Source organism: Kluyvera georgiana ATCC 51603, assembly GCF_001654985.1.
Classification (GTDB): Bacteria; Pseudomonadota; Gammaproteobacteria; order Enterobacterales; family Enterobacteriaceae; genus Kluyvera; species Kluyvera georgiana.
Map to the genome: position 1 here is coordinate 41682 of NZ_LXEU01000071.1, position 18559 is coordinate 60240.

The window sequence follows — 18559 nt, forward strand, 5'->3', positions numbered from 1 at the left end:
TTCCCCTGGCGGGGAAAGGGTTTCTTCCTTTCGTAATGTGAAGTTCCCCACAACTCCATAGATCTTGACCATGCTTTGTGCATTTGCACAGTGCAGGCTTTTCTCATCTTTCTTATCATGTAACCTGCTCACAGGAGGGGTTCATGGCTAGCTGGCATCTCGATACTAAAATGGCGCAGGATATCGTGGCGCGCACCATGCGCATCATTGATACCAATATTAACGTGATGGATGCCCGTGGACGCATTATCGGCAGCGGCGATCGCGAGCGTATTGGGGAATTGCACGAAGGTGCGCTGCTGGTGCTGTCGCAGGGCAGGGTAGTAGACATCGACGATGCGGTGGCGCGCCATCTGCACGGTGTGCGTCAGGGGATCAACCTGCCGCTGCGTCTGGAAGGCGAAATTGTCGGCGTCATCGGCCTGACCGGCGAACCGGAGACGCTGCGTAAATATGGCGAACTGGTGTGCATGACGGCGGAGATGATGCTGGAGCAGTCGCGTCTGATGCATCTGCTGGCGCAGGACAGCCGACTGCGGGAAGAGCTGGTCATGAATCTGATTCAGGCCGAGGAGAATACCCCTGCGTTGACCGAATGGGCGCAGCGTTTGGGGATCGACCTGAACCAGCCGCGTGTGGCGGCGGTGGTCGAAGTTGATAGCGGACAGCTTGGCGTCGACAGCGCCATGGCCGAGTTACAGCAGTTGCAAAACGCGCTGACCACGCCGGAGCGTAACAACCTGATTGCTATCGTCTCTTTGACTGAAATGGTGGTGCTGAAACCGGCGCTCAATCAGTTTGGCCGCTGGGATGCTGAAGACCACCAGAAGCGCGTGGAGCAGTTGATTTCCCGCATGAAAGAGAATGGGCATCTGCGTTTTCGCGTGGCGCTCGGCAACTACTTTACCGGGCCGGGCAGTATCGCCCGCTCCTACCGTACGGCGCGCACCACCATGATGGTGGGTAAACAGCGCATGCCGGAGAGCCGTAGCTATTTTTACCAGGATTTGATGCTGCCAGTGCTGCTCGACAGCCTGCGCGGTGGCTGGCAGGCCAACGAGCTGTCGCGTCCGTTGATGCGCCTGAAGGCGATGGATAATAATGGCCTGCTGCGTCGGACGTTGACGGCATGGTTTCGCAACAACGTGCAGCCGCTGGCGACCTCAAAGGCGCTGTTTATTCACCGTAATACGCTGGAGTATCGATTGAACCGAATTTCGGAGCTGACCGGGCTGGATTTGGGGAATTTCGACGACAGGCTGCTGCTGTATATTGCGTTGCAGTTGGATGAACAACGATGAGCTAATGGAACCCGGGGTCGCTTGCGCTCGCCCGGGAAGACAAACCGCATAAAACTTACTTATTGCGGGTCAACTTCTCCAGATCGGCTTCAATTTCGCTGATCTTGTTGGTGACGACGCTTTCGAGATGGCGCAGATCGTCAAGGATCTTACGCTTAAGATCGACTTCCGTACGATCGCGCTGGCAGATTTGGTCCAGCTCATCAATCACGTAGCGCAGGTTTGGGCTTATCTCCTGCACTTCCTTGAAACCCTGACCGTCACCGGCGATGGTTTTACGCTGACGCGGATATTTGAACTTCACGCTCTTGGCGAAAAATTCACCCTTATCCTTCTGGAAATAGATTTTCAGGATATCGTTGTTGGCTTCCTGCCGGAGGCTGTAACGATCGATTTCATCGGGATTGGTAATGCCCAGGCTTTTCAAATTATCGTACATAGCGGTACCCCTGATCTAATTTAACTATTGAATAATTAACGAAAAAATCAAAATCCGCCAGCGTAAGAATAAAAAAAGCGGGGTTGCCCCCGCTTTTTCGCTTCTTATTAATCGATAGTACGCAGTAGCTCGTTGATACCGACTTTACCGCGGGTCTTCGCGTCGACCTTCTTCACAATCACCGCGCAGTACAGGCTGTACTTGCCATCTTTAGAAGGCAGGTTGCCGGAGACGACAACGGAGCCTGCCGGAACGCGGCCGTAGAACACTTCACCGGTTTCGCGATCGTAGATTTTGGTGCTCTGACCGAGGTAGACGCCCATCGAGATGACGGAGCCTTCTTCCACGATCACACCTTCCACCACTTCAGAACGCGCGCCGATAAAGCAGTTGTCTTCGATGATAGTCGGGTTCGCCTGCAGCGGCTCCAGCACGCCACCGATGCCGACGCCGCCGGACAGGTGAACGTTTTTACCGATCTGCGCGCAGGAACCCACGGTCGCCCAGGTATCCACCATGGAGCCTTCGTCAACGTAGGCGCCGATGTTCACATAGGACGGCATCAGCACGGTGTTGCGGGCGATATAGGCACCCTGACGAACGGCTGCCGGCGGCACCACGCGGAAACCTTCTTTCTGGAAACGCGCTTCGTCATAATCAGCGAATTTCATCGGGACTTTATCGAAGTAGCGGCTTTCCGCACCGTCGATAACCTGGTTATCGTTAATACGGAAAGAGAGCAGAACCGCTTTCTTCAGCCACTGGTGAGTGACCCACTGGCCGTCGATCTTTTCAGCGACACGCAGCGCGCCGGAATCCAGCAGGGAAATCACCTGGTTAACCGCTTCGCGGGTTACGGTATCCACATTTGCCGGCGTGATGTCGGCGCGACGCTCAAAAGCGGACTCAATAACGTTCTGTAATTGCTGCATTGTTTACTCTTTCCATTCACTAATAAAAATACGTCACCCTTTATCGTTTGGATTGAGGGCTGCTGTCAACCGTTGTTGCACTTCTTGTTGCAGCTCATTATTAAGGGCACGCCGGTCGGCGGTGGCGATTATAAATAAATCTTCTACTCGTTCACCAATTGTCGTAATTCTGGCCCCGTGTAGCGAAATACCGAGGTCGGCAAACACCTGACCGACGCGCGCAAGCAGGCCCGGCTGGTCGAGGGCGATCAGCTCAAGGAATGAGCGGCGGTCGGTATGGGTCGGCAGGAAATTGACCTCGGTATCGACGGAGAAGTGGCGCAGTTTGGCCGCCTGACGACGCGGCTGCGGCGGCTGCCAGCTACGCTGGGTAATCGCCTGTTCCAGCCCTAAGCGGATGGCTTCGTGGCGATCGCTGGAGAGGGGGCTACCATCGGGCTCAAGCACGATAAAGGAGTCCATCGCCATACCGTCGCGAGTGGTAAAGATCTGTGCGTCGTGGACGCTCAGGTTGCGGCGGTCCAGCTCGGCGCAGACGGCGGCAAACAGGTACGGGCGGTCCGGACTCCAGATAAAGATCTCGGTGCCGCCGCGCGTTGCCTGCGGGCTCAGCAGGATCATCGGCTGACTGAGATCGTGTTTAAGCAGGTGACGAGCGTGCCACGCCAGCTGGTTCGGCGTGTGGCGAACAAAGTAGTTGGCGCGGCAGCGGTTCCAGATCTGGTGCAGCGCCTCTTCATTGATGTTGTCCATACGCAGTAGCGCCAGCGCCTGCATCTGGTGATGGCGCACGCGCTCGCGCATATCCGGCGTGTTTTGCATTCCACGGCGCAGCTGTTTTTCGGTGGCGAAGTACAGCTCGCGTAGCAGGCTCTGTTTCCAGCTGTTCCACAAGGTTTCGTTGGTCGCGCAAATATCGGCGACCGTCAGGCACACCAGGAAGCGTAGACGATGTTCGGTCTGCACCTCTTCGGCGAACTGCTTGATGACTTCCGGATCCTGAATGTCGCGGCGCTGGGCGGTGACCGACATCAACAGATGCTGGCGCACCAGCCACGCGACCAGCTGGGTTTCGCGCGAATTCAGACCATGCAATTCGGCGAATTTCAGCACGTCCTGCGCGCCGAGGATCGAGTGGTCGCCGCCGCGCCCTTTGGCGATATCGTGGAACAGGGCGGCAATCAGAATCAGTTCCGGATGGTTGAGCCGCGGCCAGAGATCGACGCACAGCGGGTGGCGCGAACGCGTCTCCTCATGGGCAAAGCTTTCCAGCTTCAGCAGCACGCGAATGGTGTGCTCGTCGACGGTGTAGGCGTGGAACAGATCGAACTGCATCTGGCCGACGATATACGACCACTGTGGCATATAGGCCCACAGCACGCTGTGGCGGTGCATCGGCAGCAGGCCGCGACTTACCGCGCCGGGGTGGCGCAGCATGTTGAGGAACAGCGCGCGTGCTTCCGGGATATAGCACAGCGGCTCGGTCAGGTGACGTCTGGCATGGCGCAGATGGCGCAGCGTAGTGGAATAGATGCCAGTGATGTTACTGTTACGTACCATCATATAGAACATCCGCAAAATGGCCTGCGGTTCGCGGATAAACAGCGTATCGTCGCGCAGATCGATCAGCGTCCCGCGCAGCTGGAAGTCGTCGTCGATGGCCCGTGGTTTTTCATCTTCCGTCAGGGCGAGAATCGCCTCATCGAACAGCTGCAATAGCATGTGGTTCAGCTCACCGACGCGGCGGGTGACGCGATAGAAATCCTTCATCATGTGTTCGATCGGCTGATTGCCTTCGCCGGCATATTTCAGCCGCTGGGCGACGCTGAGCTGACGATCGAACAGCAGGCGGTTATCGTAGCGATTAAGTTCAAGGTGCAGGGCAAAGCGAATACGCCACAGCAGGTGCAGACACTCGTTAAGCTCGTTACGCTCGGCCTCGGTGAGGAAGCCAAAGCTGACCATCTCGTCGAGAGACGTGGCGCCAAAGTGGCGGCGGGCGACCCACTGAATGGTGTGGATGTCGCGCAGGCCGCCGGGGCTGCTTTTGATGTCCGGTTCCAGATTGTAGCTGGTACCGTGGTAGCGCTGGTGGCGCGCCTCCTGCTCGGCGACTTTCGCCGGGAAGAAGTTTTCCGACGGCCAGAAGCCTTCGCTGAAAATATGTTTTTGCAGTTCGAGAAACAGCGCAACGTCGCCGATCAGCAGACGCGATTCAATCAGGTTGGTGGCGACGGTTAAATCGGATAACCCTTCCAGCAGGCACTCTTCCAGCGTACGCACGCTGTGGCCGACTTCCAGCTTGATATCCCACAGCAGCGTCAGCAATTCACCGATTTTCTGCGCCTGCTCGTCGGAGAGCTTTTTGCGGCTGAGAATTAGCAGGTCGACGTCGGAAAGCGGATGCAGTTCGCCGCGACCATAGCCGCCGACGGCGACCAGCGCCGCGTCCTCAACCTCGCCAAAACCGTAGTGCAGCCACAGGCGCTGGAGCATCTGGTCGATAAATTCGGTGCGCGCCTCTATGAGCTGTTCAGCGCTGACGCCTTCGTCGAACGCGGCTCCGAGCCAGCGCTGGAAGGCGTCCAGCCGGCTTTTTATATCGGCGCAGTTCAGGCCGTCCTCGGGCCAGTGTACCGGGTTGTCCGGCTGGCCGGGCAGAGCGGGGAGGGGGGTACAAGCCAGTTCAGGTATGGAGTTACTCATTGCGCCACCCATAAGAAAAAACGATTACCAAAAAAAATCGCCGGGAGCGATTTTTAACGTCGCTTGCGGCGGCCCGAAGGGGGACGGGCAGGACGCCCGTCATAAAAAAGCCGGCGTGCGCCGGCTTTTCATTATTCGTTGTGCGAGATTATCGCCGGGATGGTGTCATCCGAGCGTAACGTCAGTATTTCGCAGCCGTTGTCTGTCACCACAATAGTATGCTCGTACTGTGCAGACAAGCTCCGGTCTTTGGTTTTTACCGTCCAGCCGTCCTTCATGGTACGAATCTCTTTCTTCCCGGCGTTGACCATCGGTTCGATGGTGAAGGTCATGCCCTGCTTGAGGACCACGTCGGTTTCACGAGAGTCATAGTGCAGCACCTGCGGTTCTTCGTGGAAGCCGCGGCCAATGCCGTGACCGCAGTATTCGCGCACCACGGAGAAACCTTCCGCTTCAACATACTTCTGGATCGCCGCGCCAATTTCGCGCAGGTTCACGCCCGGCTTCACCATTTTGAGCGCCAGGTACAGGCTCTCCTGGGTGACGCGGCACAGACGTTCGCCGAGAATGGTCGGTTTGCCTACGATGAACATTTTTGAGGTATCGCCGTGGAACTCGTCTTTAATCACGGTCACGTCGATATTGACGATATCGCCATCTTTCAGATGTTTTTCGTCATCCGGAATGCCGTGGCACACCACTTCATTGATAGAGATACAGACCGATTTCGGATACCCGTGGTAGCCGAGGCAGGCGGAGATTGCTTTCTGTTCGTTGACAATGTAGTCGTTGCAAATGCGATCCAGCTCGCCGGTGGTCACGCCAGGCTTGACGTGCGGGGCGATCATTTCCAGCACTTCAGCGGCCAGACGGCCAGCAACGCGCATTTTTTCAATATCTTCTGGAGTCTTAATAGAAATAGCCATGGAATATGTCCATCAGTGTCGATTTTTTCGACAATAATTGAGTATTAGTGATGTCAATGTTAACAGCCAGGAGTACCCCCTGCCAAATTGAGAATCATTCTGAACTTCGCCTTTCGTGCCCTGCGTCGGCGATAACAACTGTTGGTATCTGTATCGGTTTTATGGTATAAAGCGCGCCGAACTTCCGCTCATTGTTTTGTCCGGAAGCGACAAATCTCACTTTGTGTAAATAACACACACGTATCGGCACATATTCCGGGGTGCCCTTTGGGGTCGGTAATATGGGATACGTGGAGGCATAACCCCAACTTTATCTATAGAGGTTTTAAACCATGGCAACTGTTTCCATGCGCGACATGCTCAAGGCTGGTGTTCACTTCGGTCACCAGACCCGTTACTGGAACCCGAAAATGAAGCCTTTCATCTTCGGCGCACGTAACAAAGTTCACATCATCAACCTTGAGAAAACTGTACCGATGTTCAACGAAGCTCTGGCTGAACTGAACAAGATCTCTTCTCGTAAAGGTAAAATCCTTTTCGTTGGTACTAAACGCGCTGCAAGCGAAGCTGTGAAAGAAGCTGCTCTGAGCTGCGACCAGTTCTTCGTGAACCATCGCTGGCTGGGCGGTATGCTGACTAACTGGAAAACCGTTCGTCAGTCCATCAAGCGTCTGAAAGATCTGGAAACTCAGTCTCAGGACGGTACTTTCGACAAGCTGACCAAGAAAGAAGCGCTGATGCGTACTCGTGAGCTTGAGAAACTGGAAAACAGCCTGGGCGGTATCAAAGACATGGGCGGCCTGCCGGACGCACTGTTCGTTATCGATGCTGACCACGAGCACATTGCTATCAAAGAAGCGAACAACCTGGGTATCCCGGTATTCTCTATCGTTGATACCAACTCTGATCCAGATGGCGTTGATTTCGTTATCCCGGGTAACGACGATGCAATCCGTGCTGTGACCCTGTACCTGAGCGCTGTAGCTGCTACCGTTCGTGAAGGCCGTTCTTCCGATCTGGCTTCCCAGGCGGAAGAAAGCTTCGTAGAAGCTGAGTAATAAGGCACGCTCGTTAGAGCCCTTATAAACCAGGTAGTAACACGTTTGGTTAGGGGGCCTGTTTATGGCCCCCTTTTTCACTTTTAAATCTGTGCGGTTTTTGCCGGGCAGATCAAATCTTCCGAGGATTTTAGAATGGCTGAAATTACCGCTTCCCTGGTAAAAGAGCTGCGTGAACGTACTGGCGCAGGCATGATGGATTGCAAAAAAGCCCTGACTGAAGCTAATGGCGACATCGAGCTGGCAATCGAAAACATGCGTAAATCTGGCGCGATCAAAGCGGCGAAAAAAGCAGGCAACGTTGCTGCTGACGGCGTGATCAAAACCAAAATCAACGGCAACATCGCGTTCATTCTGGAAGTTAACTGCCAGACTGACTTCGTTGCTAAAGATGCGGGTTTCCAGGCTTTCGCTGACAAAGTGCTGGACGCTGCCGTTGCTGGCAACATCACCGACGTTGAAGTTCTGAAAGCACAGTTCGAAGAAGAACGCGTTGCGCTGGTTGCTAAAATCGGTGAGAACATCAACATCCGTCGCGTGGCTTCCCTGGAAGGCGAAGTACTGGGCAACTACCAGCACGGTGCGCGCATCGGCGTTCTGGTTGCGGCAACCGGTGCTGACGAAGAGCTGGTTAAACAGCTGGCAATGCACGTTGCTGCAAGCAAGCCGGAATTCGTTAAGCCGGAAGACGTTTCCGCTGAAGTGGTAGAGAAAGAATACCAGGTACAGCTGGATATCGCGATGCAGTCCGGTAAGCCGAAAGAAATCGCAGAGAAAATGGTTGAAGGCCGCATGAAGAAATTCACCGGCGAAGTTTCTCTGACTGGTCAGCCGTTCGTTATGGATCCGAGCAAGTCTGTTGGCCAGCTGCTGAAAGAGCACAACGCTGACGTGACTGGCTTCATCCGCTTCGAAGTGGGCGAAGGCATCGAGAAAGTTGAGACTGACTTCGCAGCAGAAGTTGCTGCTATGTCCAAGCAGTCTTAATTGCAGTAAAGGAGCCGCCTGAGGGCGGCTCTCTTTTGTGTAGTAAAGCATCTGTAGTAAAGAACATCGTCATGTGGAAATCAGCCAGCTCCTATAGGGTTCAGGTGGCAAGGAACGCATGATGTCACTTGAATTAAACCATCCCATTCGTGACACCTCAGGAAAGAAAATGGCTACCAACGCAAAACCTGTCTACAAACGTATTCTGCTCAAGCTTAGCGGCGAAGCCTTGCAGGGCACTGAAGGCTTCGGTATTGACGCAAGTATTCTTGACCGTATGGCGCAAGAGATTAAAGAACTTGTTGAGCTGGGCATCCAGGTGGGGGTCGTTATTGGTGGTGGCAACCTGTTCCGTGGTGCGGGTCTGGCGAAAGCCGGTATGAACCGTGTTGTGGGCGACCACATGGGCATGCTGGCAACGGTAATGAACGGCCTGGCAATGCGTGACGCACTGCATCGCGCCTATGTGAACGCCCGCCTGATGTCGGCAATCCCGCTGAACGGTGTTTGCGACAACTACAGCTGGGCAGAGGCGATCAGCCTGCTGCGTAATAACCGCGTCGTGATTCTGTCCGCCGGTACCGGTAACCCGTTCTTTACCACCGACTCCGCAGCCTGCTTGCGCGGCATCGAAATCGAAGCCGACGTGGTACTGAAAGCAACTAAGGTTGATGGCGTCTTCACCGCTGACCCGGCGAAAGACCCGTCTGCCACTATGTACGATCAGCTGACCTACAGCGAAGTACTGGATAAAGAACTGAAAGTCATGGATCTGGCGGCCTTTACGCTGGCTCGTGACCATAAACTGCCGATTCGCGTATTCAACATGAACAAACCGGGCGCGCTGCGCCGCGTGGTGATGGGCGAAAAAGAAGGCACTTTGATTACGGAATAATTTCCGTGACGGCCAATTCCGGGTAAGATTTGTCTTTACCCGGCAGAATGACATTATTCTGTGGCATGATTTAAACGAGACTATACTTAGCGCATTCACTGCAATGTGCCATTGTCTGGTCGACTGAGACTAGTTTTCAAGGATTCGTAACGTGATTAGCGATATCAGAAAAGATGCTGAAGTACGCATGGAAAAATGCGTAGAAGCGTTCAAAAACCAAATCAGCAAAATTCGCACGGGTCGTGCTTCTCCCAGCCTGCTGGACGGCATTGTCGTCGAGTATTACGGCACCGCAACCCCGCTGCGTCAGCTGGCAAGCGTCACCGTAGAAGATACCCGTACGCTGAAAATCAACGTATTTGACCGTTCTATGGGCCCGGCCGTTGAAAAAGCGATCATGGCGTCTGACCTCGGTCTGAACCCAAGCTCTGCGGGTACCGATATCCGCGTTCCGCTGCCTCCGCTGACCGAAGAACGTCGTAAAGACCTGACCAAAATCGTTCGTGGCGAAGCAGAACAAGCGCGCGTTTCCGTGCGTAACGTTCGTCGCGATGCGAACGACAAAGTGAAGGCGCTGCTGAAAGACAAAGAGATCAGCGAAGACGACGATCGCCGCTCTCAGGAAGAAGTTCAGAAACTGACCGACGCTGCTATCAAGAAAGTGGAAGCGGCGCTGGCAGAGAAAGAAGCGGAACTGATGCAGTTCTAAGCTGTGTAAGTTGTGCGATTAACGCCGTACAGGGAGCATGATTGCTTCGCTGGCGGCGTTTTGCTTTTTACTATCCTGGAACACTCATGAAGCGATTAACTGTCCTGGGCTCAACAGGCTCGATTGGCTGCAACACGCTGGACGTGGTGCGTCATAACCCTGAAGATTTTACCGTAACGGCGCTGGTAGCAGGTAAAAACGTCGATCGCATGGTCGAACAGTGCCTCGAGTTTGTCCCTCGCTATGCGGTGATGGATAACGCGAAAAGCGCTGACGCGGTAACGCTTGCACTGCGAGAACACGGTAGCCGTACCGAGGTGCTGAGCGGGCAACAGGCGGCGTGTGACGTCGCGGCGCTCGACGAGGTGGATCAGGTCATGGCCGCAATCGTCGGTGCGGCAGGGCTGGTACCGACGCTGGCGGCCATCCGCGCGGGGAAAACCATTCTGCTGGCGAACAAAGAGTCGCTGGTGACCTGCGGGCGGCTGTTCCTCGAAGCGGTAAAACAGCACGGTGCACAGCTTCTTCCGGTCGACAGTGAACATAACGCTATCTTTCAGAGTTTACCGCAAAGTTTTCAGTCCGACTTAGGGTACGCTGACCTGTCGCAGCATGGAGTCTCCTCCATTCTGCTTACCGGGTCAGGTGGCCCGTTCCGTGAGACGCCGATTGCAGAACTGAGCGCAATGACGCCGGATCGGGCATGCCGTCATCCGAACTGGTCGATGGGTCGCAAGATTTCCGTCGACTCGGCCACCATGATGAATAAAGGTCTGGAATACATCGAAGCCCGCTGGCTGTTCAATGCATCAGCGCAGCAGATGGAAGTACTGATTCATCCGCAGTCGGTGATCCACTCGATGGTGCGTTATCAGGACGGTAGCGTGCTGGCGCAGTTGGGTGAGCCTGATATGCGGACGCCAATTGCCAATACCATGGCCTGGCCGCAACGTGTTGTCTCCGGAGCGAAGCCGTTGGACTTCTGTAAGATGGGGGCACTGAGCTTCTCTGAGCCGGATTACGGGCGCTACCCTTGCCTGAAGCTGGCGATGGACGCGTTCGAACAGGGGCAGGCGGCGACCACCGCGCTGAATGCGGCCAACGAAATCTCCGTGGCGGCATTCCTCGAGGGGCAGATCCGCTTTACCGATATTGCGGCGCTCAATCTGGCCGTGCTGGAACAGCTCGATCTCAGCGAACCACAGAGCGTGGATGAGGTGCTGATTATCGATGCCAGTGCACGTGAAGCGGCCACCCTGCAGACGAAATATTTCGTCAGGTAATGAGAGCAGAATCAGCATACTGGCCGTCATGGCATTTGTTAGCATCTGGCTTCAGTGATATAGTCTGCGCCACCCTATCGCTGTGCGTTTTGGCTGGCCGATAGGGAGAGCCGTGATTTAGCACGGCTTTTTTGCGAGACAAAGATACGTAAAATCAATCGGGCTTGCCCGAGCGATAAAGTGTATAGCTGTATTCCGGGGTACCGCTCATCCCTTTTCATGGATTATAAACGCGTTATGTTGTCTGCTAATCAACCAACCAGTGAGAATTCGCCAGCCCACGGTTGCCGCCATGTGGCAATCATTATGGATGGCAACGGCCGCTGGGCGAAGAAGCAAGGTAAGATTCGCGCCTTTGGGCACAAAGCCGGGGCGAAATCCGTGCGTCGTGCTGTCGCCTACGCCGCGAGTAACGGTATTGAGGCATTGACGCTATACGCGTTCAGCAGTGAAAACTGGAACCGCCCTGAGCAAGAGGTGAGCGCTCTGATGGAGCTGTTCGTCTGGGCGCTGGATAGCGAAGTGAAAAGCCTGCACCGCCATAACGTTCGGCTGCGGATTATTGGCGATACCCGTCGGTTTAACTCACGCCTGCAAGAGCGGATCCGTAAAGCGGAAGCGCTGACGGAAAATAATACGGGGTTAACATTGAACATTGCCGCCAACTACGGCGGACGATGGGATATTGTTCAGGGAGTTCAGCGCTTAGCCGAACAGGTTCAGGAGGGGAAACTCCGCCCCGATCAAATCAATGAAGAACTGCTGAGTCAGCAGGTCTGCATGCATGAACTGGCTCCCGTAGATTTAGTGATTAGGACCGGGGGAGAGCATCGAATCAGTAATTTTCTTATCTGGCAAATTGCCTATGCTGAACTTTACTTTACAGATGTTCTTTGGCCCGATTTCGATGAACAAGACTTTGAGGGTGCACTGCATGCGTTTGCCAATCGCGAACGGCGTTTCGGTGGCACCGAGCCTGGTGGCGACAAGGCCTGATGGGGGTAGCTTTTGCTGAAGTATCGCCTGATTTCTGCATTAATTTTAATACCGGTTGTCATTGCAGCCCTGTTTTTGCTGCCTCCTGGCGGCTTCGCGATTGTTACGCTGGTCGTTTGTATGCTGGCGGCATGGGAATGGGGGCAATTAAGCGGTTTCACCTCGCGCACCCAACGCGTGTGGCTGGCGGTACTGTGTGGCCTGTTGCTGGCAGTGATGCTCTTTATGATCCCGGAGTATCATCATAATATTCACCAGCCGGTGGTGGAAACATCGCTGTGGGCTTCGCTGGTCTGGTGGGTTGTGGCGCTGGTTTTAGTCCTCTTTTATCCTGCCTCTGCGGCGTTCTGGCGCCAGTCGAAGACCTTACGCCTGATTTTCGGCATCGTGACGATTGTGCCGTTCTTCTGGGGCATGCTGGCGCTGCGCGCCTGGCATTATGATGAAAATCATTACAGCGGTGCGCTGTGGTTGCTTTACGTCATGATCCTGGTCTGGGGGGCAGATTCCGGCGCTTATATGTTTGGCAAACTATTTGGCAAACATAAGCTGGCACCTAAGGTGTCGCCGGGTAAAACCTGGCAAGGGTTTATCGGTGGTCTGGTGACGGCAGCGATTATCTCCTGGGCCTACGGCCTGTGGGCAAATCTGGACGTTGCACCATCCATACTGTTAACCTGTTCCATCGTGGCTGCGCTGGCTTCCGTTCTGGGCGATCTTACCGAGAGTATGTTCAAGCGTGAAGCGGGTATTAAAGACAGCGGTCATTTGATTCCCGGTCATGGCGGGATCCTTGACCGAATCGACAGCCTGACGGCGGCGGTACCGGTCTTTGCCTGCCTGCTGTTGCTGGTTTTCAGGACGATTTAACGGATGGACTTATGCTGAGCATTCTCTGGAACCTGGCCGCGTTTATTATTGCGCTAGGGGTATTGATCACCGTACACGAATTTGGTCATTTCTGGGTTGCTCGGCGCTGCGGAATCCGTGTAGAGCGCTTTTCTATCGGCTTTGGTAAAGCGCTGTGGCGCCGCGTTGATAAACGCGGCACCGAATTTGTTGTCGCCCTTATCCCGCTGGGCGGCTACGTCAAGATGCTCGACGAACGCGTTGATGCGGTGGCGCCAGAAATGCGCCATATGGCATTCAACAATAAAACGGTAGGCCAGCGCGCCGCCGTTATCGCTGCGGGCCCCATCGCCAACTTCCTTTTCGCCATCTTCGCCTATTGGCTGGTGTTTATCATCGGTGTCCCTGGTATTCGTCCGGTTGTTGGTGAAATAACCGCCAATTCCATCGCGGCGACCGCACAAATTGCACCAGGCACGGAACTAAAAGCCGTAGATGGTATCGAAACGCCTGACTGGGATGCTGTGCGCATGGCGCTGGTGGCCAAAATTGGTGATGAAAGCACCACTCTCACCGTGGCCCCTTTCGGCAGCGAGCAGCGTCAAGATAAAATCCTCAACCTGCGGAACTGGGCGTTCGAGCCGGATAAAGAAGATCCGGTCACTTCGCTCGGTATACGTCCGCGTGGTGCGCAAATTGAGCCGGTGCTGGCAGAGGTGCAATCTGACTCTGCGGCACGTAAAGCCGGTTTACAAGCAGGGGATCGGATCGTTACAGTCAACGGTCAACCGCTGACGCAATGGATGACGTTTGTTACGCTGGTGCGTGATAACCCCGGCAAAGCGTTACAGCTGGAGATCGAAAGGCAGGGCAGTCTCTTGTCTTTAACTCTGATACCGGATACAAAACACGGTAGCGGAAAAGCGGAAGGGTTTGCAGGGGTAGTACCGAAGATTATCCCGCTGCCTGAGGAATACAAAACAGTGCGCCAGTATGGGCCGTTCAGCGCTATCGTCGAAGCCACGGAGAAAACCGGGCAGTTGATGAAGCTGACGGTCAGTATGCTGGGAAAATTGATCACCGGTGACGTCAAACTGAACAACCTCAGTGGGCCGATTTCAATCGCCCAGGGGGCTGGGATGTCTGCGGAATATGGGCTGATTTACTACCTGATGTTTCTTGCACTCATCAGCGTGAATTTAGGCATAATCAACCTGTTCCCGCTCCCTGTATTAGATGGGGGACATTTGCTGTTTTTGGCGATTGAGAAGCTGAAAGGCGGCCCGGTATCCGAGCGAGTTCAAGACTTTAGTTACCGCATCGGCTCGATCCTGCTGATGCTGTTAATGGGGCTTGCACTTTTCAATGATTTCTCTCGGTTGTAAGAGAGTTAGTTAGGAAGAACGCATAATAACGATGGCGATGAAAAAGTTGCTTATAGCGTCGCTGCTGTTTAGCAGCGCGACCGTATACGGTGCTGACGGGTTCGTGGTGAAGGACATTCATTTCGAAGGCTTGCAGCGTGTCGCTGTTGGTGCGGCCCTTCTCAGTATGCCAGTACGTCCTGGCGATACCGTCACTGATGATGACATCAGTAACACCATTCGCGCCCTGTTTGCGACGGGCAACTTTGAGGACGTTCGCGTTCTGAGAGACGGCGATGTGTTGCTGGTGCAGGTCAAAGAGCGTCCAACCATTGCCAGCATCACCTTCTCCGGCAACAAGTCGGTGAAAGATGACATGCTCAAGCAAAACCTGGAAGCCTCTGGCGTTCGCGTCGGTGAATCTCTCGACCGTACCACGCTCTCCGATATCGAGAAAGGGCTGGAAGATTTCTACTACAGCGTCGGTAAATACAGCGCCAGCGTGAAGGCGGTTGTGACACCGCTGCCGCGTAACCGCGTCGACCTGAAGCTGGTCTTCCAGGAAGGGGTCTCTGCGAAGATCCAGCAGATCAACATCGTCGGTAACCATGCGTTCAAGACCGAAGATCTGATCTCCACTTTCCAGCTGCGTGATGAAGTTCCATGGTGGAACGTCGTTGGCGATCGTAAATATCAGAAACAGAAGCTGTCTGGCGACCTTGAAACCCTGCGCAGCTACTATCTGGATCGCGGCTATGCGCGTTTCAACATCGATTCCACTCAGGTGAGTCTGACGCCGGATAAAAAAGGCATCTATATCACCATTAACATCACCGAAGGCGACCAGTACAAACTGTCTGGCGTTCAGGTGACCGGTAACCTGGCGGGTCATTCGGCTGAAATTGAAAGCCTGACCAAAATTGAGCCGGGCGAGCTGTATAACGGCGCGAAAGTGACCAAAATGGAAGATAACATTAAGAAACTTCTTGGTCGCTACGGTTATGCATACCCGCGCGTACAGTCTCAGCCGGAAATCAACGACACTGATAAAACCGTTAAGCTGCACATTAACGTTGATGCCGGCAACCGTTTCTACGTGCGTAACATTCGCTTCGTCGGTAACGACACGTCGAAAGATTCCGTTCTGCGCCGTGAAATGCGCCAGATGGAAGGGGCATGGCTCGGCGGCGACCTGGTTGACCAGGGGAAAGATCGTCTGAACCGTCTGGGCTTCTTCGAAACGGTTGATACGGAAACGCAGCGCGTACCGGGTAGCCCGGACCAGGTAGACGTGGTCTACAAGGTCAAAGAGCGTAATACCGGTAGCTTCAACTTCGGTATTGGTTACGGTACAGAAAGCGGCGTGAGCTTCCAGGCGGGCGTTCAGCAGGATAACTGGTTAGGTACCGGTTACTCTGTCGGTATCAACGGTACCAAGAACGACTACCAGACCTATACCGAGCTTTCTGTGACCAACCCGTACTTTACGGTTGATGGCGTTAGCCTTGGCGGTCGTGTCTTCTACAATGACTTTAAAGCGGATGATGCTGACCTGTCGTCCTACACCAACAAAAGTTATGGTGTAGACGGTACGCTAGGCTTCCCGATTAACGAATACAACTCACTGCGTGCGGGTCTGGGCTACGTCCATAACGACCTGTCCAATATGGAACCGCAGGTGGCGATGTGGCGTTATCTGGACTCTATCGGCCAGTCAGCTGGCAAAACCAGCGATGACAACGGTTTCTCGGCAAACGACTTCACCTTCAACTACGGTTGGACATATAACAAACTCGACCGCGGCTACTTCCCGACGGACGGTTCACGTGTCAACCTGAACGGTAAAGTGACGATTCCGGGCTCTGATAACGAGTTCTACAAAATCACGCTGGATACGGCGTCTTACTTCCCGATTGATGATGACCATCAGTGGGTGGTGCTGGGTCGTACCAAGTGGGGTTACGGTGACGGTCTGGGCGGTAAAGAACTGCCGTTCTATGAGAACTTCTATGCCGGTGGCTCCAGCACCGTGCGTGGCTTCCAGTCCAACACCATCGGCCCGAAAGCGGTCTACTATGGTGCATCCGGTCTGGATAACTGCGACCAGTCTGGTGGTTACTGTAAGTCTGATGATGCCGTCGGCGGTAACGCCATGGGCGTGGCCAGCCTCGAGCTGATCGTCCCGACGCCGTTTATCAGCGATAAGTACGCGAACTCGGTCCGTACGTCGTTCTTCTGGGATATGGGTACCGTTTGGGATACCAACTGGGAGAATACGGCGGCAATGAAGGCTGCTGGCGTTCCTGACTACAGCGACCCGAGCAATATCCGTATGTCCGCGGGCATCGCATTACAATGGATGTCACCATTGGGGCCGTTGGTCTTCTCCTACGCCCAACCGTACAAGAAATACGATGGAGACAAGTCCGAGCAGTTCCAGTTTAACATTGGTAAAACCTGGTAATTGCTCTTTGCAAAGGAATGCGGGTTCAGTGTAGTTTGCTGGCATTAGGCGATAGCGTCAGGTGGCTTCGGCCACCAAAAGAACAGTACCTTCGGGTACGTATGGGATGGTAAGGAGTATTATTGTGAAAAAGTGGTTAGTCGCTGCAGGTCTGGGTTTAGCAATGGCGGCGTCTGCTCAGGCAGCAGACAAGATTGCAATTGTTAACATGGGTAGCCTGTTCCAGCAAGTTGCACAGAAGACGGGCGTTTCCAGCACCCTGGAAAACGAATTCAAAGGCCGTGCTGGCGAACTTCAGCGCATGGAAGGTGACCTGCAGTCTAAAATGCAGCGTCTGCAGTCTATGAAAGCAGGTAGCGATCGCACCAAACTGGAAAAAGACATCGCTTCCCAGCGTCAGACTTTCTCCCAGAAAGCGCAGTCGTTTGAGCAGGATCGTGCTCGTCGTACCAACGAAGAACGTGGCAAACTGGTTACACGTATCCAGACTGCTGTGAAATCCGTTGCTGCAAGCCAGAGCATCGACCTGGTGGTTGACGCTAACGCCGTTGCATTCAACAGCAGCGATGTCAAAGACATCACCGCTGATGTACTGAAACAGGTTAAATAAGTAATGCCTTCAATTCGACTGGCTGACTTAGCTCAGCAGTTGGATGCGGAATTACACGGTGATGGCGATATCGTCATCACCGCTGTCGCGTCCATGCAATCCGCTAAGGCGGGTCATATCACGTTCCTGGTTAACCCCAAGTATCGTGAACACCTGTCCGCTTGCGAAGCGTCGGCGATTGTCCTGACGCAAGATTTACTGCCTTTTGCCAAAGGCGCTGCGCTGGTAGTGAAGAACCCCTACCTGACTTACGCACGCATGGCACAAATTTTAGATACCACGCCACAGCCGGCGCAGGATATCGCCCCGAGCGCGGTCATTAGTCCAACCGCAACCCTCGGTAACAACGTCTCTATCGGTGCGAACGCGGTGATTGAGTCTGACGTTGTGCTTGGCGATAACGTCGTGATTGGGGCGGGGTGTTTCGTTGGCAAAAAAACGAAAATTGGCGCGGGTTCTCGCCTGTGGGCGAATGTAACCATTTACCACGAAGTCGAGATCGGCGAAAATTGCCTGATCCAGTCCAGTACCGTCATCGGTTCTGACGGCTTTGGTTATGCCAACGATCGCGGCAACTGGGTGAAGATCCCTCAGTTAGGGCGGGTGATCATTGGCGATCGCGTCGAGATTGGCGCCTGCACGACGATCGACCGCGGCGCGCTGGACGACACGCAAATTGGCAACGGTGTTATCATTGATAACCAGTGCCAGATTGCGCACAACGTAGTGATTGGCGACAATACTGCGGTCGCAGGCGGCGTGATTATGGCCGGTAGCCTGAAAATTGGTCGTTACTGCATGATTGGCGGTGCCAGCGTGATTAACGGCCACATGGAAATCTGCGACAAAGTCACCGTTACCGGTATGGGCATGGTAATGCGCCCGATTACCGAACCTGGCGTATACTCGTCCGGTATTCCGCTCCAGCCTAACAAGACCTGGCGCAAAACGGCTGCACTGGTGATGAATATTGATGAAATGAGCAAGCGTCTCAAAGCAGTTGAACGCAAGCTTGATAATCAAGACTAATTTTCATCGGT

General features: G+C 54.3%; 16 protein-coding genes. 12 read left to right on the forward strand and 4 right to left on the reverse strand.

What is annotated here, in order from left to right; genetic code table 11:
* Positions 1-143: 143 nt before the first annotated feature.
* The gene (gene cdaR, locus M989_RS17965; protein ID WP_035891956.1) at positions 144-1301 is read left to right on the forward strand and encodes a DNA-binding transcriptional regulator CdaR; all 1158 of its coding nucleotides are present in this window, start codon (positions 144-146) and stop codon (positions 1299-1301) included.
* A 55-nt stretch (positions 1302-1356) separates the two neighbouring features.
* Here the strand turns inward: cdaR and M989_RS17970 are convergent, their stop codons facing one another.
* The 4 genes from M989_RS17970 to map form a co-directional block, all read right to left on the reverse strand.
* Complete coding sequence (locus M989_RS17970) at positions 1357-1740, reverse strand: DUF3461 family protein (RefSeq protein WP_035891957.1); 384 nt, start codon at positions 1738-1740, stop codon at positions 1357-1359.
* A gap of 107 nt (positions 1741-1847) precedes the next feature.
* A complete protein-coding gene (dapD, locus tag M989_RS17975) occupies positions 1848-2672 on the reverse strand; it encodes a 2,3,4,5-tetrahydropyridine-2,6-dicarboxylate N-succinyltransferase (RefSeq protein WP_052285401.1) in 825 nt (274 codons plus the stop codon).
* A gap of 33 nt (positions 2673-2705) precedes the next feature.
* A complete protein-coding gene (gene glnD / locus M989_RS17980; RefSeq protein ID WP_064547565.1) occupies positions 2706-5378 on the reverse strand; it encodes a bifunctional uridylyltransferase/uridylyl-removing protein GlnD in 2673 nt (890 codons plus the stop codon).
* A 131-nt stretch (positions 5379-5509) separates the two neighbouring features.
* The gene (map, locus tag M989_RS17985) at positions 5510-6304 is read right to left on the reverse strand and encodes a type I methionyl aminopeptidase (protein WP_064547567.1); all 795 of its coding nucleotides are present in this window, start codon (positions 6302-6304) and stop codon (positions 5510-5512) included.
* Between the two features lie 332 nt (positions 6305-6636).
* On the opposite strand from map, the gene rpsB reads away from it, so the two are divergent.
* The 11 genes from rpsB to lpxD all read left to right on the forward strand — a co-directional run bounded on the left by rpsB (position 6637) and on the right by lpxD (position 18548).
* Positions 6637-7362, forward strand: a complete 726-nt coding sequence (rpsB, locus tag M989_RS17990) for a 30S ribosomal protein S2 (protein ID WP_064547569.1) — start codon at positions 6637-6639, stop codon at positions 7360-7362.
* Between the two features lie 135 nt (positions 7363-7497).
* On the forward strand, positions 7498-8349 hold the full coding sequence (tsf, locus tag M989_RS17995; protein ID WP_064547572.1) for a translation elongation factor Ts: 852 nt from the start codon (positions 7498-7500) through the stop codon (positions 8347-8349).
* A 169-nt stretch (positions 8350-8518) separates the two neighbouring features.
* Positions 8519-9244 carry a UMP kinase gene (gene pyrH, locus M989_RS18000; protein ID WP_000224567.1) on the forward strand — a complete coding sequence of 242 codons (726 nt, stop codon included), beginning with the start codon at positions 8519-8521 and terminating at the stop codon, positions 9242-9244.
* 151 nt (positions 9245-9395) lie between these two features.
* Positions 9396-9953, forward strand: a complete 558-nt coding sequence (frr, locus tag M989_RS18005) for a ribosome recycling factor (RefSeq protein WP_064547574.1) — start codon at positions 9396-9398, stop codon at positions 9951-9953.
* Between the two features lie 86 nt (positions 9954-10039).
* Positions 10040-11236, forward strand: coding sequence for a 1-deoxy-D-xylulose-5-phosphate reductoisomerase (gene ispC / locus M989_RS18010; RefSeq protein ID WP_064547576.1), 1197 nt, complete (start codon positions 10040-10042; stop codon positions 11234-11236).
* A gap of 237 nt (positions 11237-11473) precedes the next feature.
* Positions 11474-12232: a (2E,6E)-farnesyl-diphosphate-specific ditrans,polycis-undecaprenyl-diphosphate synthase gene (gene ispU, locus M989_RS18015; RefSeq protein WP_064547625.1), complete on the forward strand. Its 759-nt coding sequence runs from the start codon at positions 11474-11476 to the stop codon at positions 12230-12232.
* Between the two features lie 12 nt (positions 12233-12244).
* Positions 12245-13102: a phosphatidate cytidylyltransferase gene (gene cdsA / locus M989_RS18020; protein WP_064547578.1), complete on the forward strand. Its 858-nt coding sequence runs from the start codon at positions 12245-12247 to the stop codon at positions 13100-13102.
* Between the two features lie 11 nt (positions 13103-13113).
* A complete protein-coding gene (gene rseP, locus M989_RS18025) occupies positions 13114-14466 on the forward strand; it encodes a sigma E protease regulator RseP (protein ID WP_064547580.1) in 1353 nt (450 codons plus the stop codon).
* A gap of 31 nt (positions 14467-14497) precedes the next feature.
* Positions 14498-16909, forward strand: coding sequence for an outer membrane protein assembly factor BamA (gene bamA / locus M989_RS18030; protein ID WP_064547582.1), 2412 nt, complete (start codon positions 14498-14500; stop codon positions 16907-16909).
* 124 nt (positions 16910-17033) lie between these two features.
* The gene (skp, locus tag M989_RS18035) at positions 17034-17519 is read left to right on the forward strand and encodes a molecular chaperone Skp (RefSeq protein ID WP_064547584.1); all 486 of its coding nucleotides are present in this window, start codon (positions 17034-17036) and stop codon (positions 17517-17519) included.
* A 3-nt stretch (positions 17520-17522) separates the two neighbouring features.
* Entirely contained in the window at positions 17523-18548 is a 1026-nt protein-coding gene (gene lpxD / locus M989_RS18040) for a UDP-3-O-(3-hydroxymyristoyl)glucosamine N-acyltransferase (protein ID WP_064547586.1), read from the forward strand.
* Positions 18549-18559: the final 11 nt, after the last annotated feature.

What these genes read in the sequence shown, in the direction of transcription:
- pyrH (WP_000224567.1), top strand. Translation starts at nt 8,519, where the DNA reads ATGGCTACCAACGCAAAACCTGTCTACAAACGTATTCTGCTCAAGCTT.
- cdaR (WP_035891956.1), top strand. Translation starts at nt 144, where the DNA reads ATGGCTAGCTGGCATCTCGATACTAAAATGGCGCAGGATATCGTGGCG.
- ispC (WP_064547576.1), top strand. Translation starts at nt 10,040, where the DNA reads ATGAAGCGATTAACTGTCCTGGGCTCAACAGGCTCGATTGGCTGCAAC.
- M989_RS17970 (WP_035891957.1), bottom strand. Translation starts at nt 1,740, where the DNA reads ATGTACGATAATTTGAAAAGCCTGGGCATTACCAATCCCGATGAAATC.
- dapD (WP_052285401.1), bottom strand. Translation starts at nt 2,672, where the DNA reads ATGCAGCAATTACAGAACGTTATTGAGTCCGCTTTTGAGCGTCGCGCC.
- rpsB (WP_064547569.1), top strand. Translation starts at nt 6,637, where the DNA reads ATGGCAACTGTTTCCATGCGCGACATGCTCAAGGCTGGTGTTCACTTC.
- map (WP_064547567.1), bottom strand. Translation starts at nt 6,304, where the DNA reads ATGGCTATTTCTATTAAGACTCCAGAAGATATTGAAAAAATGCGCGTT.
- glnD (WP_064547565.1), bottom strand. Translation starts at nt 5,378, where the DNA reads ATGAGTAACTCCATACCTGAACTGGCTTGTACCCCCCTCCCCGCTCTG.
- tsf (WP_064547572.1), top strand. Translation starts at nt 7,498, where the DNA reads ATGGCTGAAATTACCGCTTCCCTGGTAAAAGAGCTGCGTGAACGTACT.
- rseP (WP_064547580.1), top strand. Translation starts at nt 13,114, where the DNA reads ATGCTGAGCATTCTCTGGAACCTGGCCGCGTTTATTATTGCGCTAGGG.
- lpxD (WP_064547586.1), top strand. Translation starts at nt 17,523, where the DNA reads ATGCCTTCAATTCGACTGGCTGACTTAGCTCAGCAGTTGGATGCGGAA.
- ispU (WP_064547625.1), top strand. Translation starts at nt 11,474, where the DNA reads ATGTTGTCTGCTAATCAACCAACCAGTGAGAATTCGCCAGCCCACGGT.
- bamA (WP_064547582.1), top strand. Translation starts at nt 14,498, where the DNA reads ATGGCGATGAAAAAGTTGCTTATAGCGTCGCTGCTGTTTAGCAGCGCG.